This is a genomic window from Thauera propionica, from assembly GCF_002245655.1.
Taxonomy (GTDB): domain Bacteria; phylum Pseudomonadota; class Gammaproteobacteria; order Burkholderiales; family Rhodocyclaceae; genus Thauera; species Thauera propionica.
In genome coordinates, this window is sequence record NZ_NOIH01000003.1 from 680,127 (window position 1) to 698,304 (window position 18,178).

Annotated in this window: 16 protein-coding genes; 7 read left to right on the forward strand and 9 right to left on the reverse strand. The window is 67.6% G+C overall.

What is annotated here, in order from left to right; translation table 11 throughout:
• Window position 1 precedes the first annotated feature (1 nt).
• Window positions 2-592, forward strand: a complete 591-nt coding sequence (gene metW / locus CGK74_RS04540; RefSeq protein ID WP_094267283.1) for a methionine biosynthesis protein MetW — start codon at window positions 2-4, stop codon at window positions 590-592.
• A gap of 55 nt (window positions 593-647) precedes the next feature.
• Here metW and CGK74_RS04545 read toward each other — a convergent pair whose 3' ends face one another.
• A complete protein-coding gene (locus CGK74_RS04545; protein WP_094267284.1) occupies window positions 648-965 on the reverse strand; it encodes a hypothetical protein in 318 nt (105 codons plus the stop codon).
• Window positions 966-1,133: 168 nt separating this feature from the next.
• On the opposite strand from CGK74_RS04545, the gene CGK74_RS04550 reads away from it, so the two are divergent.
• The 6 genes from CGK74_RS04550 to CGK74_RS04575 all read left to right on the forward strand — a co-directional run bounded on the left by CGK74_RS04550 (window position 1,134) and on the right by CGK74_RS04575 (window position 6,212).
• A complete protein-coding gene (locus tag CGK74_RS04550; RefSeq protein WP_206186174.1) occupies window positions 1,134-2,663 on the forward strand; it encodes an AmpG family muropeptide MFS transporter in 1,530 nt (509 codons plus the stop codon).
• A 13-nt stretch (window positions 2,664-2,676) separates the two neighbouring features.
• A complete protein-coding gene (locus CGK74_RS04555; RefSeq protein WP_094267286.1) occupies window positions 2,677-3,384 on the forward strand; it encodes an AzlC family ABC transporter permease in 708 nt (235 codons plus the stop codon).
• Window positions 3,381-3,704, forward strand: a complete 324-nt coding sequence (locus CGK74_RS04560; protein ID WP_094267287.1) for an AzlD domain-containing protein — start codon at window positions 3,381-3,383, stop codon at window positions 3,702-3,704. Before CGK74_RS04555 ends, CGK74_RS04560 begins: the two co-directional genes overlap by 4 nt.
• 75 nt (window positions 3,705-3,779) lie before the next feature.
• On the forward strand, window positions 3,780-4,517 hold the full coding sequence (locus tag CGK74_RS04565) for a uracil-DNA glycosylase family protein (RefSeq protein ID WP_094267288.1): 738 nt from the start codon (window positions 3,780-3,782) through the stop codon (window positions 4,515-4,517).
• 124 nt (window positions 4,518-4,641) lie between these two features.
• A complete protein-coding gene (gene can / locus CGK74_RS04570; RefSeq protein WP_094267289.1) occupies window positions 4,642-5,289 on the forward strand; it encodes a carbonate dehydratase in 648 nt (215 codons plus the stop codon).
• 20 nt (window positions 5,290-5,309) lie between these two features.
• The gene (locus CGK74_RS04575; RefSeq protein WP_094267290.1) at window positions 5,310-6,212 is read left to right on the forward strand and encodes an ROK family protein; all 903 of its coding nucleotides are present in this window, start codon (window positions 5,310-5,312) and stop codon (window positions 6,210-6,212) included.
• 10 nt (window positions 6,213-6,222) lie between these two features.
• Here CGK74_RS04575 and CGK74_RS04580 read toward each other — a convergent pair whose 3' ends face one another.
• The 8 genes from CGK74_RS04580 to rsmB all read right to left on the reverse strand — a co-directional run bounded on the left by CGK74_RS04580 (window position 6,223) and on the right by rsmB (window position 18,116).
• Window positions 6,223-8,400, reverse strand: coding sequence for a primosomal protein N' (locus CGK74_RS04580; protein ID WP_094267291.1), 2,178 nt, complete (start codon window positions 8,398-8,400; stop codon window positions 6,223-6,225).
• Between the two features lie 393 nt (window positions 8,401-8,793).
• Window positions 8,794-9,864: a uroporphyrinogen decarboxylase gene (hemE, locus tag CGK74_RS04585; RefSeq protein ID WP_094267292.1), complete on the reverse strand. Its 1,071-nt coding sequence runs from the start codon at window positions 9,862-9,864 to the stop codon at window positions 8,794-8,796.
• A 101-nt stretch (window positions 9,865-9,965) separates the two neighbouring features.
• Window positions 9,966-11,423: a TrkH family potassium uptake protein gene (locus tag CGK74_RS04590; RefSeq protein WP_094267293.1), complete on the reverse strand. Its 1,458-nt coding sequence runs from the start codon at window positions 11,421-11,423 to the stop codon at window positions 9,966-9,968.
• A gap of 13 nt (window positions 11,424-11,436) precedes the next feature.
• Window positions 11,437-12,840, reverse strand: coding sequence for a Trk system potassium transporter TrkA (gene trkA, locus CGK74_RS04595; RefSeq protein WP_094267294.1), 1,404 nt, complete (start codon window positions 12,838-12,840; stop codon window positions 11,437-11,439).
• Window positions 12,841-12,933: 93 nt separating this feature from the next.
• Entirely contained in the window at window positions 12,934-14,181 is a 1,248-nt protein-coding gene (locus CGK74_RS04600; RefSeq protein WP_094267295.1) for a sigma-54-dependent transcriptional regulator, read from the reverse strand.
• 5 nt (window positions 14,182-14,186) lie between these two features.
• Window positions 14,187-16,307, reverse strand: coding sequence for a sensor histidine kinase (locus CGK74_RS04605; RefSeq protein WP_094267296.1), 2,121 nt, complete (start codon window positions 16,305-16,307; stop codon window positions 14,187-14,189).
• Window positions 16,304-16,915, reverse strand: a complete 612-nt coding sequence (locus CGK74_RS04610) for a DUF4390 domain-containing protein (RefSeq protein ID WP_094267297.1) — start codon at window positions 16,913-16,915, stop codon at window positions 16,304-16,306. Before CGK74_RS04610 ends, CGK74_RS04605 begins: the two co-directional genes overlap by 4 nt.
• Entirely contained in the window at window positions 16,866-18,116 is a 1,251-nt protein-coding gene (gene rsmB / locus CGK74_RS04615) for a 16S rRNA (cytosine(967)-C(5))-methyltransferase RsmB (RefSeq protein ID WP_094267298.1), read from the reverse strand. The genes CGK74_RS04610 and rsmB overlap by 50 nt, the downstream gene beginning before the upstream one ends.
• Between the last annotated feature and the right edge of the window lie 62 nt (window positions 18,117-18,178).

An 18,178-nucleotide genomic window follows, 5' to 3' on the forward strand; every position in this document is an offset into this window, starting at 1 on the left:
TATGACTTCCTACCGCTACGACTACGACGTAATCACCCAGTGGATCGATCCCGGCGAAAAGGTGCTCGACCTCGGCTGCGGCGACGGCGACCTGCTGCGCCACCTGATGCAGGTGCGTCAGGTTCAGGGCTATGGCGTGGAGAACGACCCCGACAAGCTTCTCGCGAGCGTGAAGAACGGCGTGAACGTGATCCAGATGGACCTGGAAAAGGGTCTGGTGGGGCTAGAGGACGGCTTCTTCGACCACGTCATCATGAGCCTGTCGCTGCAGGCCATGCACAACACCCAGGGCATCCTGCACGAGATGCTGCGCGTCGGCCGCGAGGCGGTGGTGAGCTTCCCGAACTTCGGCTACTGGCGCCACCGCCAGAGCATCCTCAACGGCCACATGCCGGTGTCGGAAAGCCTGCCTCACCAGTGGTACAACACACCCAACGTGCGCTTCTTCACCATCGCCGACTTCGATGCGCTGTGCGAGATGAACGGCATCGCGGTGCGCGAGCGCCTGGCCTTCGACGAGGGCAAGCTGGTCCTGGAGGAACCCAACTTCCTCGCCAGCGTGGCGGTGTATCGCCTCGGACGCGGACGCTGAAAGCAGATCGGGGCGTCCCGCGACTGCGGGGCGCCCCGATACGAAAACGGCAGGATCAGCCGACGACGAAGGCGGACACATCCACCCGGATCGCCGGACGGTCGAGCGCGGCAGCGGTGATCACGGCAAAACGCTTCGCCCAGTCGGACGCCTGCTCGAAGCGGCTTTCGCCGCCGTACTTGGCGACGTTGAGGATCATGTCCAGCACCAGCACCTTGCCCATCGGGTTCGACGGGGTGCATTCCAGTTCCTCGAACTCCTTCGCCAGCCAGCTGCGCGCCTGGTCCTTGGTCGTTCCCGCCACATCGGATTCGTGCAACGCAAACTCGTACTCGCGGTTGCCACCGAACACCACGGTCACTGTGTAGGACATGAAGGACTCCCTCCTCGAAGCTGGATACGCTGAATGGGCGCATTGTTCAGGCAGACGGCGCCGGACGCAAGCAACGTATCGAATTGTGTACACCGCCGACCGGCCCGACAGCCCATTTTCCGATCTGCGATAATGCGCCGCTCCGCAACGCCTCCCGGCCCACGCCCCTTGTCCTTCCAGCCCCCCAACGCCTTCGGCCGCGCCTGGCGCCTGTTCGCCATCCTGGTGCTCGGCTTTGCCTCCGGCCTGCCACTGGCACTGACCGGCCAGGCCATGCAGGCGTGGCTGACGGTCGACGGCGTGGATCTGGCCACCATCGGCTTTTTCGGCCTGGTGGGCGTGCCCTACACCTTCAAATTCCTGTGGGCGCCGCTGATGGACCGCTTCGAGCCGCCCTGGCTCGGCCGCCGCCGCGGCTGGCTGGCGCTGACGCAGCTCGCACTGGCGGCGCTGCTGTGGTGGATGGCAACGCTGTCGCCCACCGCCACGCCGGGTCTGTTCGCCGCCGCCGCAGTGGCGATCGCCTTCCTGTCGGCCTCGCAGGACGTCGTGGTGGACGCCTACCGCACCGACCTGCTGCCGAAGGCCGAACGCGGCCTCGGCGCCTCGGTGCACGTATTCGCCTATCGCCTGGCGATGATCCTGTCCGGCGGCATCGCGCTGATCTGGGCCGGGCAGTGGGCATCGTGGCCGCGGGTGTACGAGACCATGGCGCTGATCATGGCGGCCTGCGCTGCGGTTTCGCTGCTGGCACTGCCGCGCGTGTCGGCGGCGTTGAAGCCGCTCGACTCGGATCCGAAGCGCGAACTGTTGGGCTTCGCCGCGATGCTCGCCGGCGTCGCCGCCGGCTACTGGATCGCACGCCAGGCCTTGATCCTGATCGGGCTCGACCCCGACGATGCGAACCGCTGGATCCAGCTGCTGTTCGTCCTCGCCGAGATCGCGCTCGCCCTGCCGCTGGCGTGGTGGGCGGCGCAGCGTGCGGGTTTCGAGACGCTCAACCGCTCGCTGTCGAGCTACTTCGCGCAGCAGGGCGCGGCCGCCTTCCTCGCCCTGATCATCCTGTACAAGCTCGGCGACGCCTTCGCCGGCAGCCTGACCACGCCCTTCCTGATCAAGGGCATGGGCTTCTCGCAGGAAGAGGTCGGCATCGCCAACAAGGTCATCGGCATCTGGCTCACCATCCTCGGCGCCTTCATCGGCGGGCTGATCATGACGCGGCTGGCGCTTTACCGCTCGCTGCTGCTGTTCGGCGTGCTGCAGCTGGTGTCGAACTTCGGCTTCTACCTGCTCGCCCAACTCGGCCGGGGCGCCTGGGGCGCGGTGATGGTGCCGGCTTTCGACTGGGGCTTCGTTTCGCTGGATGCGCCCGCGGCGCTCGACCTGCTGCTGCTGACGGTGATCGCCGGCGAGAACATCAGCGGCGGCATGGGCACGGTGGCCTTCGTCGCATTGCTGATGGGGCTGTGCAACCAGCGCTTCACCGCGACCCACTACGCCATGCTGTCGGCCTTCGCCGCGGTGGGACGGATCTACGTCAGCCCGCTGTCGGGCGTGCTGTCGCAAAGCATCGGCTGGCCGGCCTTCTTCATCTTCTCCATCATTGTCGCGGTACCCGGCGTGGTCATGGTGTGGTGGCTGCGGGACGCGCTCGGTCGCCTCGGGCGGCCGCAGGCCGACGGCGCGGTGGACGACTGATGGCAGGGCAGGCATGAGCGCGGGCCGCGAATTCCTCGCCGGCTGCCGCGACGAGGCGCCGTTGCTGCTGGGCGTGGCCCCGTTCGGCATGATCTACGGCATCGCCGCACTGTCGGCCGGCGTGCCGGCGTGGCTGGCGCAGCTGGCCTCGGCGGTGGTGTTCGCCGGCGCGGCGCAACTGGTGATCGTGCAGATGCTCGCTGCAGGCGCAGGGGCGCTGCCGATCGCACTCACCTCCGGCCTGCTCAACCTGCGCCATGTGCTCTACAGCGCGTCGATAGCCGAGTACGTGCGCCACCTGCCGCGACGCTGGCGCCTGCTGCTGGCCTACCTGCTGACCGACGAGGCCTACGCGGTGGCCGTGCTGCGTTACCAGCGCCGCGAGCCCGCAGCGGTCGACGCGCCTGATCTGCGCCACTGGTACTTCTTCGGCGCCGGTTTCACCTTGTGGGCGGGCTGGCAGCTCTCCACCGCGGCCGGCCTGCTGTTCGGCGCGACGATCCCGGCCGAATGGGAACTCGATTTCGCCGTGCCGCTGACCTTCATCGCGCTGCTGACCCTGCTCCTGCGCGAGCGTGCCGGCCAGGCTGCGGCGCTGGTCGCCGGCCTGGGTGCGCTGGCCTTCGCCGCCCTGCCCTACAAGCTCGGGCTGGTCGCGGCGATCCTGCTCGGGCTGCTGGCCGGCGTATGGACGCTGCGCCGCCTGGAGCGCGCGGGATGAGCACATCGGCACTGCTCGCATTGCTGATGGTCGTCGGCTTGCTGACCTTCCTGTACCGCTACGCAATGATCGGTTTCTTCGCCAGCCGCAGCCTGCCCGCCTGGCTGCACGCGCTGTGCCGCCACATCGCCCCGGCCAGCTTCGCCGCGCTCACGGCCAGCGCCTTGTTCGTCAGCGGTGGCGACGTGCAGTTCGCCTTCGACTCACCGCGTCCATGGGCGGCGCTGGTGGCCGTGATCGTCGCCTGGCGCACGCGTAACGTGCTGGCGACCATTGCGGCGGGCATGGCGGCGCTCTACCTGCTGAAGCTGCTGTTCTGATCGGCAGCCGTGCCGGTCGCGCTAGACTGCCGACCCCGGCCCGATGACCAACGCCTCTTCCCCTTGCACCCCGCCATGACCGACGCCACCCCGACCGCCTCCGCCCTCATCGACGCCGCCCGCAAGCTGTCCGACGCCGTCGACGCGATGCGCTTCGCGCCGCCCGTCACCCACGTGTACAACCCGCTCGACTATGCCTGGGATGTGCATCGCCGCTACCTCGAACGCTTCGGCGCCGGGCGCAAGCGCGTGGTCTTCGTCGGCATGAACCCCGGCCCCTTCGGCATGGCCCAGATCGGTGTGCCCTTCGGCGAGATCGCCAGCGCGCGCGACTGGCTGGGGCTGGAAGGCCCGGTCGGCCAGCCGCGCGAAACCAACCCCAAGCGCCCGGTCGAGGGCTTCGCCTGCAGCCGCTCGGAAGTCAGCGGCCAGCGCCTGTGGGGGCTGTTCCGCGAGCGTTTTGGCACGGCCGAGGCCTTCTTCGCCGAGCATTTCGTCGCCAACTACTGCCCGCTCGCCTTCTTCGAGGGCGGCCGCAACCTGACGCCGGACAGGCTGCCGGCAGCCGAGCAGCGTCCGCTGCTCGAAGCCTGCGATGCCCACCTGCGCACACTGATCACGACGCTGCAGCCCGACTGGGTGATCGGCATCGGCAACTGGGCGGAGAAGCGTGCCATGGAGGCCCTGGCCGACGCGGGCAGCGTGAAGTTCGGCCGCATCCTGCACCCCAGCCCGGCCAGCCCGGCGGCCAACCGCGGCTGGGCAGCGGCAGCGACACGGCAGCTGGTCGACATGGGCATCTGGCCCGACTGATCCGGCCGCTGAGCACACCCCATCACGGCGGACCGGTAAGGCACCGCATTCCCCGCACGCTTACGCCTGCCGCGCGAATTATTCATAATTACGCCTTTACGCAATTCCAGACAGAGAAACGGCCATGGCCCAGACGATCGAACACCTCTTTGGCAACAACAAGGCCTGGTCCGAGCGCATGCATGCCGAAGACCCCGAGTTCTTCGCGCGCCTGGTCAAGCAGCAGTCTCCCGAATACCTGTGGATCGGCTGCTCGGACAGCCGCGTGCCCGCCAACCAGATCATCGGCCTGGCGCCGGGCGAGGTCTTCGTCCATCGCAACATCGCCAACGTCGTCGTGCATACCGACCTCAACGCGCTGTCGGTCATCCACTACGCCGTCGAGATGCTGCGCGTGAAGCACATCCTAGTCGTGGGCCACTACGGTTGCGGCGGGGTCAAGGCGGCGCTCAACGACAACCGCACCGGCCTCACCGACAACTGGCTGCGCCACGTGCAGGACGTGCGCGACCGCCACGAGGAACGCCTGGCGCAGATCGACGACCCCAATGCCCGCCTCGACCGGATGTGCGAACTCAACGCCATCCACCAGGTGGTGAACGTGTGCCAGACCTCGGTGTTGCGCGAGGCCTGGCAGCGTGGCCAAGGTGTCACCGTGCATGCCTGGTGCTACAGCCTGAACGACGGACTGGTGCGTGACCTCGGCGTGAGCGCCAACAGCCGTGAAGAGGCGATGGAGCTCTACCGCGGCGCGGTCGAACGCATCGCCTGACGGTCAGGACCGGCCGCGACATGCGCATCGGTATCGACCTCGGCGGCACCAAGATCGAACTCGTCGCGCTCGACGAGGACGGCGTCGAGCGCTTTCGCCGCCGCGTGCCGACCCCGCAGGGGGACTACCGCGCAACGCTGCAGGCGATCGCCGGCCTGGTGCGGAACGCCGAGCACGCCATCGGCTGCATGGCCAGCGTCGGCATCGGTACGCCCGGTTCGCTGTCGCCGAGTACGGGCCTCATCCGCAACGCCAATTCCACCTGCCTAAACGGTCAGCCGCTGCAGCAGGATCTGGAAGCGCTGCTGCAGCGGCCGCTGCGACTGGCAAACGACGCCAACTGCCTGGCGATGTCCGAAGCCACGGATGGCGCCGGCGCCAGTGCGGTGGTGGTGTTTGCCGTGATCCTCGGTACCGGCGTCGGTGGCGGACTCGTCGTGCGCGGCGGGCTGGTCAACGGCGCCAATGCCATCGCAGGTGAATGGGGCCACAACCCGCTGCCGCTGCCCGCAGAGGACGACCTGCCCCTGCCCGCCTGCTATTGCGGTCGTGCCGGCTGCATCGAGACCTACCTGTCCGGGCCGGGCATGGCGGCGGAGCACCAGTGGCGCCACGGCGGTCGGCTCGACGCGGCCGCAATCGTCGCGGGCGCAGCACAGGGCGATATCGCCTGCGAAGCCACGCTGCAAAGTTATGAACAGCGTCTAGCACGCGCGCTGGCCGGCGTCATCAACCTGCTCGATCCGGACGTGATCGTGCTTGGCGGCGGGCTGTCACGCGTCGAGCGCCTGTACGCCAACGTGCCACGGCTTTGGAAGGACGCCGTGTTCTCGGACCACGTCGCCACCCGCCTGCTGCCGGCCGCGCACGGCGATGCGTCCGGCGTACGCGGCGCGGCCTGGCTGTGGCCGGCCCGGACATAGGCGCTAAAGGCTAGACCTCCAGCGGATCGACGTCCAACTGCCAGCGCAACTCGCGCGCGGTGCGCTGGCAGTACAGGAGCGCCACCCAGCCGGCCAGGAAGCCCTGCAGCATGCCCCGCTGGTCGGCCTCGAGCAGCAGTTGGGCGCGCTCGCGGCGGGCCAGCCGGGTCATGCGCATCGGCACCGGATCGTAGATGCGCAGGCCCTCGGGGGCGCGCTCCTCGGCCAGCCGGCGGGCATGGCGCAGGAACTCCACGGCATCGTCAAGTGCCGGCGCGTCGGCGCGCAGCATGGCCTGATAGGTAAAGGGCGGGAAGCCCGCACTGCGCCGCTCCTGCAGCTCCATGCGCGCAAAGGCATCGAAGTCGTGTCGCGCAAGGTGAAGATACAGCGGGTGCGCCGGATACTCGGTCTGGATCAGCACCTCGCCGGGCAGCGTGCCACGCCCTGCCCTGCCGCCCACCTGCATCAGCTGCTGGAAAAGGCGCTCTGGCGCGCGGAAGTCGGCCGCGTGCAGCGAGGCATCGGCCCCGACCACACCGACCAGCGTGAGCTTCGGAAAATCGTGGCCCTTCGCCATCATCTGGGTGCCGACCAGGATGTCGGCCCCGCCTTCGGCGATCGTCGCCAGCAGGCTTTCCCACTGCTTGCGCGTGCGCGCCGCATCGCGGTCCACGCGCAGCACGCGGGCCTGTGGGAAAAGTTCGGCAAGACGCGCCTCGATACGCTGCGTACCACGGCCGAAGGGCTGGATGTCCTGGTTGCCGCAGCTCGGGCAGGCGTGCGGGATGCCGCCGTCGCAGCCGCAGTGATGGCAGCGCAGACGACGGTCGGCCAGATGCACGACGAGGTTCGCGGAACAGTGGGGACAGCGGCTGACCCAGCCGCAGGACGGGCACGACAGCACCGGCGCATAGCCGCGGCGGTTGAGGAACACCAGGCTCTGTTCACCCCGTGCCAGGCGCTGCTCGATGGCCGCTTTCAGGCCAGGGCTGAGACCCTCATCGAGCTTCAGGCGGCGCACGTCGATGCAGCGTACCGTGGGCATCGACGCCGCCACCGCACGCTGGTTGAGCACCTGCAGCGCGTAGCGCTCGGCCCGGGCGTGATACCAGGTCTCGAGCGAGGGCGTGGCCGAGCCCAGCACTACCGGCACGTCGCGCTGGCGGCCCCGCCACACGGCGACGTCGCGCGCCGAATAGCGCACGCCTTCCTGCTGCTTGTACGAGGCGTCGTGCTCCTCGTCGACCAGGATCAGCCCCAGGCGTGGCAAGGGCGCGAACACCGCGAGCCGCGTACCGAGCACGATGTCCGCATGACCGCTCAGGGCTTGCACGAAACCGCGCGATCGGGCGCCGTCGGCCAGCCCGGAATGCAGGCTGACGACGTTGGCGGCGGCGAAGCGCTGCGCGACGCGGCGCTCGAGTTGCGGCGTCAGGGCGATCTCGGGCACCAGCATCAGCACCTGCCTGCCCCGTGACAGCATCTGCTCGGCCAGGCGCAGATAGACCTCGGTCTTTCCGCTGCCGGTCACGCCCTGCAGCAGCCAGGTCCGAAACCCCTCCCCGGTCTGCAGGATGGCCCGCACTGCGCCGTCCTGCTCGTCCGTCAGCACCGGCAGGGCGCCAGTGGTGCCACGGCGCTGTGCCTCGTCCACGGCCACCCCCAGCCAGCCGCGACGCAGGAGCTCCCCCACCGCCTCGCCACCTTCGCGTTCGCGGATCACGCTGCGCCGCCACGGCGCCAAGTCCTGCGCCAGCGCCTGCAGCAGCGCCAGCGCCTTGCTCGGACGCCGCGCGGCGCCAAGCGCCGCATGGCCCGCCGGCGCGATCTCGAGCAGCGGGTCCTCATCCTCGCCGCTGACGCCATCGGCGCGGCGCAAGCCGGGCGGCAAGGCCAGGGCGACGACCTCGCCGATCGGCGCGTGATAGTAGCGGGCAACGAAGGCGACCAGCTCGAGCCAGTCGGCTGGCAGGGGCGGCACGTCGCGCTGAATGTGATGCACCGTCTTGAGGCGTGCCAGGTCGACCTCCGCCTCGGCATCCAGCGCGACGATCAGACCGCTGCGCTCACCGCGTCCGAACGGAACTTTCACACAGCGTCCGATATCGGCAGCCGACGCATCTGACGCAGCGTAATCAAACACTTGCGGCAGGGGCAGCGGGAGGGCGACGCGGACAATGGTCATGCAGAATCGTGGACGTACAGGAAAAGTCTTATCAGTCAGTATCTTGGCGCCGATTTGTGAGAATAAACCGAGAAAATACGGGCCAAGTATCTGGCGGCGAAACCGGAGGTCCGCTTGTCCACAAATCCTGTGGATAAGTTTGTGGGAAAACTGGGTGCATCGGGCTCAAACGAGCGCAAAGACTGGGTTTTCGTCACACTGCCTTAACATTGTGCGATTTCAAAACCCTTTATTTTCAATACTTTATTGATTTAATCGCATAATGCGCCATCCCGGTGCATTAGGGCTCGCAGGAACGGCTCGATGTGTATAAGTCAAGCCTTACGGACGCAATTTCGTGCTTGACAGCGGCTGTCGTTCTCCCACGGAAAACGACAGCCGGTAGCGCAGGTATCAGCCTTGTGCGCGCAGCTTGCGGCTGTGCTCGTGAACGGTATCGACCAGCACGCTGACGTTCTCGGGCGGCGTGAACTGCGAGATGCCGTGACCGAGGTTGAAGACGTGGCCCGGATGATTGCCGAACGCATCCAGCACGCGACGGGTCTCGTTGGCGACGGCCTCGGGCGGAGCGAACAGCACGTTGGGGTCGAGGTTGCCCTGCAGCGCGACCTTGTCGCCGACGAGACGGCGCGCGCGGCCAATGTCCATGGTCCAGTCGAGGCCGACCGCATCGCAGCCGATCGCGGCAATCGACTCGAGCCAGAGGCCGCCGCCCTTGGTGAACACGATGCTCGGCACGCGCTGGCCGTCGCGCTCGCGGATCAGGCCGGCAACCACCTGCTCGAGGTAGCGCAGCGAGAATTCCCTGTAGGCCGCCTCGGACAGCACCCCACCCCAGGAGTCGAACACCATCACGGCCTGCGCGCCGGCCTCGATCTGGGCGTTGAGATACTTCACCACCGCCTGCGCCGTGACCTCGAGGATGTGGTGCATCAGGTCGGGGCGGCTGTAGGCCAGGCTCTTGACCTTGCGGTAGTCGTCGGACGAGCCGCCTTCGACCATGTAGCAGGCCAGGGTCCACGGGCTGCCGGAGAATCCGATCAGCGGCACGCTGCCGTCGAGCGCGCGGCGGATCTCGCTGACTGCGTCCATCACGTACTGCAGCTCGGCGTGCGGATCGGGGGCGGAGAGGTTGCGGATCTCCCACTCGTCCTTGAGCGGGCGCTCGAAGCGCGGGCCCTCGCCTTCGGCGAAGTACAGGCCAAGGCCCATGGCGTCGGGCACGGTGAGGATGTCCGAGAACAGGATGGCCGCGTCGAGGTCGTAGCGTGCCAGCGGCTGCAGCGTCACCTCGCAGGCCAGCGCCGGGTTCTTGCACAGGTTCAGGAAGCTGCCGGCGCGCTTGCGCGTCTCGCAGTACTCCGGCAGGTAGCGGCCGGCCTGACGCATCAGCCAGACGGGCGTGTATTCGGTGGGCTGGCGCAGCAGGGCGCGCAGGAAGGTATCGTTCTTGAGACGGCTCACGTCGAGTCCTCTTGGCAGTCGTTCAGGCACAAGGCGTGATTATCGCCTGTCAGCGACGGCGATGGGGTTGTCGCGCATCAAGCCGGTGCGCCGCGCGGGGGTCAGCGGCGCCAGAATGCCGGCGTCAGCACGACGAGGAAGGTGAAGATCTCGAGCCGGCCGAGGATCATCGTGAACGCCAGCACCCACTTGTGGAACACGCTGAGCGCCTGGTAGTTCGACCCAGGCCCCACCGCCTCGAGGCCGGGGCCGGTGTTATTCAGACAGGCCACCACGGCGGAGAAGGAGGTCACCAGCTCGAGTCCGGTGGCCGACAGGATCAGCGTCAGGCTGACGATCGACACCATGTACATGAAGCTGAAGCCGAGCACCGCGTGCAGGATGGTCTCGGGTACCGGCTGTCTGCCCATGCGCACCGGTCGCACGGCGTGCGGGTGCAGCGAACGGATGATCTCGCGCAGCACCTGCTTGTACAGGATCATCGCGCGCATCATCTTGATGCCGCCACCGGTCGAGCCGGAACAGGCGACGAAGCTGCCGAGGAACAGGATCCATATCTGCGCGAACATCGGCCAGGTGGTGTAGTCGTCGATGGCCAGACCAAGCGAGGTCGAGATCGACACGACGTGGAAGGCCACGTTGCGCAAGGTCGTGAACAGGTCGGCGTGGATCTGCCAGTACATCATGTACACCGTCAGCATGGCGACGCTGAACACCAGCACACCGAAGTAGAAGGGAATCTCCGGATCGCGCATGTAGGGCCTCAGCGAACCGCGCACCAGTGCAAGATAGTGTGTCGCGTAGTTCAGGCCAGCCAGCAGCGCGAAGGTGATCGTCACCAGTTCGACGTTGAGGTTGTTGAAGTGACCGAGCGACGCGTCCTTGCTCGAAAAGCCACCGAGGCCGGTGATCGTGAACGCATGGATCAAGGCATCCCAGCCATCGAGGCCTGCCCACCATAACGAAAAGCCGCAGGACACCGTCAGCAGCAGGTAGGTCACCCACAGCCCCTTCGCCGTCTCGGCGATGCGCGGCGTGAGGCTGGCGTCCTTCATCGGCGTCGGCACCTCGGCCTTGTAGAGCTGCCGGCCGCCGATGCCCAGCAGCGGCAGGATCGCTACCACCAGCACGATGACGCCCATGCCGCCGATCCAGTGCATGAAGGTGCGCCACAGGTTGATCGAGATCGGCAGGTCGTCGAGTCCGGTCAGCACGGTCGCCCCCGTCGCGGTCAATCCGGACACGGCCTCGAAGTACGCATCGGTGAAGCTGAGCGTGGGCAGGAAGGCCAGTAGCGGCAATGCGCCGAACAGCGGCAGGACGACCCAGGTGGCGGCCACCAGGAAGAAGCCGTCATGCACCCTCAGGTCGCGCCGCGCGCCACGGGTGACCGTCCACAGGATCAGGCCGGCGACGAAGGTGCCGAAGATGGCCTGGTCGTAGGCCAGGGTCGCACCGTCGTCGAGCCAGACCGACACCGCAAGGGGGAAACCCATCAGCAGGCCGAAGATCATGATGATCAGGCCGAGCGCGTTCAGCGGTGGGTGGTAGGCACGCATGGACGATGGCCGCTCAGAGGAAATGGAAGCCGACCTGGAACAGCTTCTCGACCTTGCGCACGAGGTTCTTGTGCGTGCAGAACACGATCACGTGGTCGTCTTCCTCGATGACGGTATCGTGGTGCGGCATGATCACCTCGCGTCGCACCACGCGCCCGTCCTCGCGTTTCTCGTCGCGCACGATGGCGCCGATGGTCGCGCCCTTGGGCAGCATGATCTCCTCGATCGGACGCCCCACCACCTTCGAATCCTTGCGGCTGCCATGGGCGATGATCTCGAGCGCCTCGGCAGCCCCACGGCGCAGGCTGTGCACCGCCACCACGTCGCCGCGGCGCACATGGGCGAGCAGCGTGCCGATCGAGGTGTGAGCCGGCGAGATGGCGATGTCGATCGGTCCGCCCTGCACCAGATCGACATAGCTCTTGCGATTGATCAGCGCCAGCGTGCGGCGCGCGCCCATGCGCTTGGCGAGCGAGGCCGACATGATGTTGTCCTCCTCGTCGTTGGTCAGCGCGACGAAGAGGTCGGTCTCGTCGATGCCCTCGGCCTCGAGCAGCTTCTCGTCGGTGGAGTCCCCGCGCAGCACGAGCGCCTTCGTCAGCTGCGTGGCCAGCGTCTCTGCACGGTCGCGGTTCACCTCGAGGATCTTGACGTGGTAGGTCTGCTCGATCGACTGCGCGAGCCGGAAGCCGATGTTGCCGCCTCCGGCTATCATGATGCGGCGCATCGGCCGGTCCGACCGGCGCAGCTCGCGCATGACCTGGCGGATATGCACCGTGGCCGCGAGGCAGAACACCTCGTCGCCCGGGACGATGATCGTGTCGCCCTGCGGGATGATCGGCAAGCCGTTGCGGTAGATCGCCGCGATGCGGACCTCGACGTTCGGCAGGTGGAAACGCAAGGCCTTCAGCGGGTGCCCCACCAGCGGGCCGCCTTCGAAGGCGCGCACGCAGATCAGGCTGACGACACCCTCGGCGAACTCCAGTACCTGCAGGGCCTCGGGAAACGCGATCAGGCGCTTGATGTAGTCGGTGACGACCTGTTCGGGGCAGATCGAGAAGTCGACGGCAAAGTTGTCGTCGTCGAGCAGCTCCGGGTGGTCGACGTAGTCGGTCGAACGCAGGCGGGCGATACGCGTCGGCAGGTTGAACACCGCCTTGGCGATGCGACAGGCGCACAGGTTGGTCTGGTCCGACTGGGTGACGGCGATCAGCAGGTCCGCGTCGTTGGCGCCGGCTTCGCGCAGCACCGAGGGCGAGGCGGCGTTGCCGCAGACCGTGCGCACCTCGAGGCGGTCGCGCAGGGCCGCGAGGTATTCGGCACTGGTATCGACGAGCGTGATGTCGTTCGCCTCCGAAACCAGGTTTTCCGCGACCGACGCGCCGACCTGGCCGGCGCCGAGAATGATGATCTTCACCGAGCGTTCCCGAGATGCGTTTCAGCGCCGGATTCTACGCCGCCCTGCAACATCCCGATACAGCGATTGCTGCAATGCAACACCCGCCGCAACTCAGCCTTCTTCATGGCGGCGCCCCGCCTGCAAACCCAGCTGCTTGAGCTTGCGGTACAGGTGCGTCCGCTCCAGGCCGGTCTTCTCGGCCAGCCGCGTCATGTTGCCGCCCTCGAGGCGCAGGTGATGCTCGAAATACAGGCGCTCGAAGGCCTCGCGCGCCTCGCGCAGTGGCTGATCGAGGGATACCCCGACCGAGCCGGCCGCCGCATCCGGCGGCAGCAGCCGACGTACATCGGCGGCCCCGATCTCCTCCTCGAGGGTCCCCAGGGCCAGGGACTTCACCGCCGCGCGCAACTCTGCGTAGCCGCCCGGCCACGGCAGGTTGCGCAACTGGTTGAGTGCCGCGGTGGAGAAGCGGCGCAGCGGCACCTCGCCGCCTTCAGCCAGGTGCATCAGGATCTGGCTCGCCAGCTCAGGCAGATCGTCACGCACGTCCGCGATCGAGGGCGGCGCCAGGCTCACCTCGAACAGGCGCGACACCAGTGCCTCTTCCCAGCCCTCGGCGAGCAGGCCCTCCGCATTGCGGTCGGTGGCTACGACCACGCGCAGGTCGTAGCGGTCGAGCCGCTCGACGGCGAAAGCGAGGTTCTTCTGCTGCGCGCGCGACAGGCGCGCCAGCTCGCCGACGAACAGCACCCCGCCCTGCGTCGCCTGCAGCTGATTGATGTCGAGCGGCACGCTGATCGCTGACAGGTCCAGCCATGCCGGGCTGCCACTCTGCACGCTGCGGGCGACGAGTTCGGCGAGGCTGCCCGTCCCGACGCGCAGCAGCAGCACGCGCGAACTGTTCGCGATCTGCTCGACGCGCCGGCGCAGCTCGCGCAGCGGCACCGATCGCGTAAACGCAGCCAGGGTCAGCGGCGCAGGGGCGCCGGGCGCCTGAGGGCGCTGCAGACCGCGCTTGACCGCCGCCAGCAGCTTCTGCAGGGCAATGGGCTTCTCAAGGTAGTCGATCGCCCCTATACGGGTAGCCTCGACCGCCGTGTCGATCGTGCCGTGGCCCGACATCATCACCACCGGCATGTTGAGCTGGCCGTTAGCCGCCCACTCCTTGAGCAGCGTGATGCCATCGGTGTCCGGCATCCAGATGTCGAGCAGCACCAGATCGGGCCGGCCGGCGTTGCGCATCGCGCGCGCCGCCCCCGCGTTCTCGGCCAGCAGGATGTCGTAGCCCTCGTCGCGAAGGATCTCGGACAGGAGTTCGCGAATGCCGACTTCGTCGTCAACGATCAGTATCTTTGCCATCGTGTTCAGTGTTTACCATTCATTTCGGCCAGGCGCAGCCGGATGCGGATTTCCGCTCCGCCGCCATCGCGGTTGGCCAGCCGCACGTCGCCACCGTGCTCGTCGACAATCTTCTTCACCATCGCCAGGCCCAGACCGGTGCCGCGCGACTTGGTCGTGAAGTAGGGCTCGAACGCATGCGCCAGCACCTCAGCTGGAAAGCCCGGCCCATTGTCGCGGAACAGCAGCGCAACCCGCTCGCCCTCGATCCGCGTGATCACCCTCACCTCGCCGTCCTCGGCGCCCGAGAGCGCATCCTGCGCATTCTGCAGCATGTTGTGGATGACCTGCCGGATCTGGCTCGCGTCGCCCTGCACCAGGGGCAGTTCGGCCGCCAGCTCGAGCCTGATGTGCGACGCGAAGCTCTCGTAGAGGTTGAGGATCTCGCGGATCAGGGCGTTGAGATCGATCGCCGACAGCTGCGGCGCCGGCAGGCGCGCGTAGTCGCGGAAGGCGTTGACCAGGTTCTTCATCGCCTCGACCTGGTTGACGATGGTCGTGGTGCCACGTTCGAGCATCTCGCGGCTGCTGTCGTCGAGTTTGTCGGACAGCTTGAACGCCAGACGCTCGGCGGAAAGCTGGATCGGCGTCAGGGGGTTCTTGATCTCGTGGGCCAGCCGCCGGGCGACCTCGCCCCATGCCGCCGTCCGCTGCGCCGCGACCAGTCGCGAGATGTCGTCGAACACCACCACCAGGCCACCCCCGGTGCCCTTGGGCAGGCGCGAGCCGTGGATCAACAGCGTGAGCGGCGTGCTGTCCTTGACCGGCAGCTCGATCTGACTCTGCCAGTCGCCCTCGTTGGCGGCGAAGCCTTCGAGCAAGGCATCGCGGAAGCCTTCGAGGCGCGGCCACTCGGCCAGCGTGATGTCCTCGAAGCCAACGAGCTCGTCGCCGAGGATCTGCATCGCCCCATGGTTGGCCGCGCGCAAGCCGCCCTCGGCGGAAAAGGCCAGCACGCCGGTCGACAGGTTCGCCAGCACGCTCTCGAGGTAGGCCCGCGCCGACTCGACGGCTGCACGGTTGCGCTCTGCAGCGGCGCGCGCATCCTCGAGCTGACGCGTCATGCGGTTGAAGGACTGCGTCAGCACGCCCAGTTCGTCACGCGCGGGCAGCGCCTGGCGGGGGCTGAAATCGCCCTGCGCCACCGCCTGCGTTCCTTCGGCCAGAATCAGCAGCGGCGCGGCCAGCCGGCGCGCGATGATGAAGGCTGCAGCGAGCGCGGTCAGCAATGCGAGCAGCAGGGTGAGGGTCAGCGTGAGGGTATAGATGCGGTTCAGCCCTTCGCGCCCGAGAGTGAGCTGCTGGTATTCCCGGTAGGCCTCCTGCACCGCCTCGGCGTGACGGCCGAAGCTCTCCGGTACGGCTTGCGTGAGCTGCAGCAGGTTCGGTTCGCCTGCCAGGGTGCGCAGCGGAATCGGCACGATGACGCGGATCACCAGCCGCCCGTCAGCCTGGCTCTCGATTGCATGGAACATCCGCGTCTGCCGCGCCTGGCGCAGCTGGGTGACGCTGGGCAGGTCGGGCAGCAGCCCCGACATCGCATCGGCCGCCGTGGCAAGCACCTGGCCATTGGCGGCGATCACCGTGGCGCTGCCAACCCCCGCCTGCTCACGCAGCCGGTTCAACATGACCGCCGACACCGTGCTCGCGCCTTCGAGCTCCAGCACCATATCGCCTGCCTTGTCGCCCATCTGGCTGACGAGGTAGTCGAGAGCGTTCTGCCCCAGGGCGATGCCGCCCTCCAGCGCAGACTCGACCCGCACGTCGAACCACGACTCGATGCTGCGTACCACGAACTGCAGCGACACCGCGTAGATCACGAGCCCGGGCACGACGCCCATCACCGCAAACATCAGCACCAGCCGGTACTTGAGGCGCGAGCCGAACTGGCGCGTGCGGTACTCGCGCCACAACTGGCGCAACTGCACGCCCACCAGTCCGCCCAGCACCACCGCGAGCACGCCATTGAAGGCGAGCAGGTAGGGATAGCTGCTAGCGAAGAGCTCGGTGTTGGAGCTCGCAGAGGTGAGCAGGAACAGCGAAATGCCGGCCAGGGCCGCGGCAATGACGAGGAGGATGCGCTTCATCGCTGGCCCGCCGCGCCAGGCAGGAAAGTCCACGTCGCCCAGTCGGTGCCGAGGTTCCAGTCGCGGCTGCCGATGGCCGTGACCTGGAAGGGTTTGGGCAGTTGCGAGGTATCGAGCCGGAAGCGCAACGCGACCTGGTGCGAGACCCCGGCCGTCAGATCAGCGAGTTCGGCAACCTGCCAGTTGCGCACCCGCCGCATCGTGCGCACCGCAGCGTCCAGCGTGTCGAAGCTCTGGTGAAAGCTGCCGATCGACAGACGATAGCTGCGCGTGATCGGGTGGTAGGACAGCCGGTAATCGAGACTGCGATCGACGACGACTTCGTCGAGCCAGTACCAGCGCGGGCGCTCGATGCGCAGCTCGGTGGTGAAGTACAGCGACACGCCACGAGTCACCGCGTCGGCCAGGCGGGGGTTGAGTTCGACATCGATGTCGGCGTTGAGTACGTAACCGCCCTCGCCCGCGACGACCTCGGCACTCACGATGCGGGCTTCGTTGGCGTGCGCGGCCGCGGCAAAGAGCACGAGCGCGAGCAGCGCGAAGACGCGCAGCACGCGATCAAGCCTGCTTGCGGAGCCGGGCAAAGTAGAAGCCGTCATGTTCGGCATCGGGCAGCAACTGGCAGTCGGGGGAAGCGTCGATGGGTACGCATTCGGCATCGGCATGGCGATCGAGGAAGCGTGCGATCTGCGCCGCATTCTCCTGCTCGAATACCGAACAGGTCACATAAAGCATTGTGCCACCCGGCGCCAGCGTCTGCCAAAGCGCATCGACGATGCGACGCTGTTGCGTTGCAAACCCCGCGATATCCTCGTCGCGACGCAACCACTTGATGTCCGGATGGCGGCGCACGACACCGGAAGCGGAGCACGGCACGTCGGCGAGGATGCGGTCAAACGGACGGCCGTCCCACCAGCTGCGCAGATCGCAGCAATCGGCCACGCGGATCTCGGCCTGCAAGCCGAGGCGGTCCAGGTTGGCGCGGATGCGCTGCGCACGCCGCGGGTCGAGCTCGAGCGCGAGCAGCTCGACGTCTGCCGATTCCAGCAGATGTGCTGTCTTTCCGCCCGGCGCGGCGCAAGCGTCGAGCACGCGTTCGCCGTCCCGTGGCGCCAGCAGTCGGGCGGCCTGCTGGGCGCCTGCGTCCTGCACCGACAACCTGCCCTCGGCATAACCCGGCAGGCGCGCCACGGCCACTGGCTGCGCCAGCAACAGGGTGGCATCGCCCAGGCGCTTTGCCTCGATGCCCGCCGCAGCGAGTTCGGCAAGCGCCGCCTCGAGCGTGCAACGCCGCCGGTTCACCCGCAGGGCCATCGGCGGACGCTGATTGCCTGCCGCGAGCAGCGCCTCCCACTGCTCCGGCATACCCGCGCGGACGCGCTCGATCCACCAGGCCGGATACGCCTGGGCCGACACGGGGTTCGCGCCGATCCAGCTCGCCCATTCGGACTGCTGGCGCAGCGCGTTGCGAAGCACGCCATTGACCATACCCTTCAGGCCGGGCATGGCCGTAGCCGCCGCCTGCACCGCCTGGTCGACCACCGTGTGCGCGTGCTCGGGACGCTGGCGCAGGCGCTGGATCGCCACCAGCAACAGGGCCCGGATCAGGGTCGGTGGCTGGCTGTGCAGCAGGCGATCGAGGATGGCATCGCCACGACCGAAGTCGCGCAGCGTAGACCAGGCGAGATCGCGCACGGCACCGCGGGTAGCGTCGGGCCAGCCTGGCCGCGCATCCAGCATGCGTTCGAAACTGTCGGTCAGGTTGCTGCCGTCGATCACGCAGGCGACCAGCTCGGCCGCACACAGCATGGCGTAGCCGAGACTATCGACGGGAAGAACCGGAGGGCGGCCCGGCCGCGAGTCGCGACCGG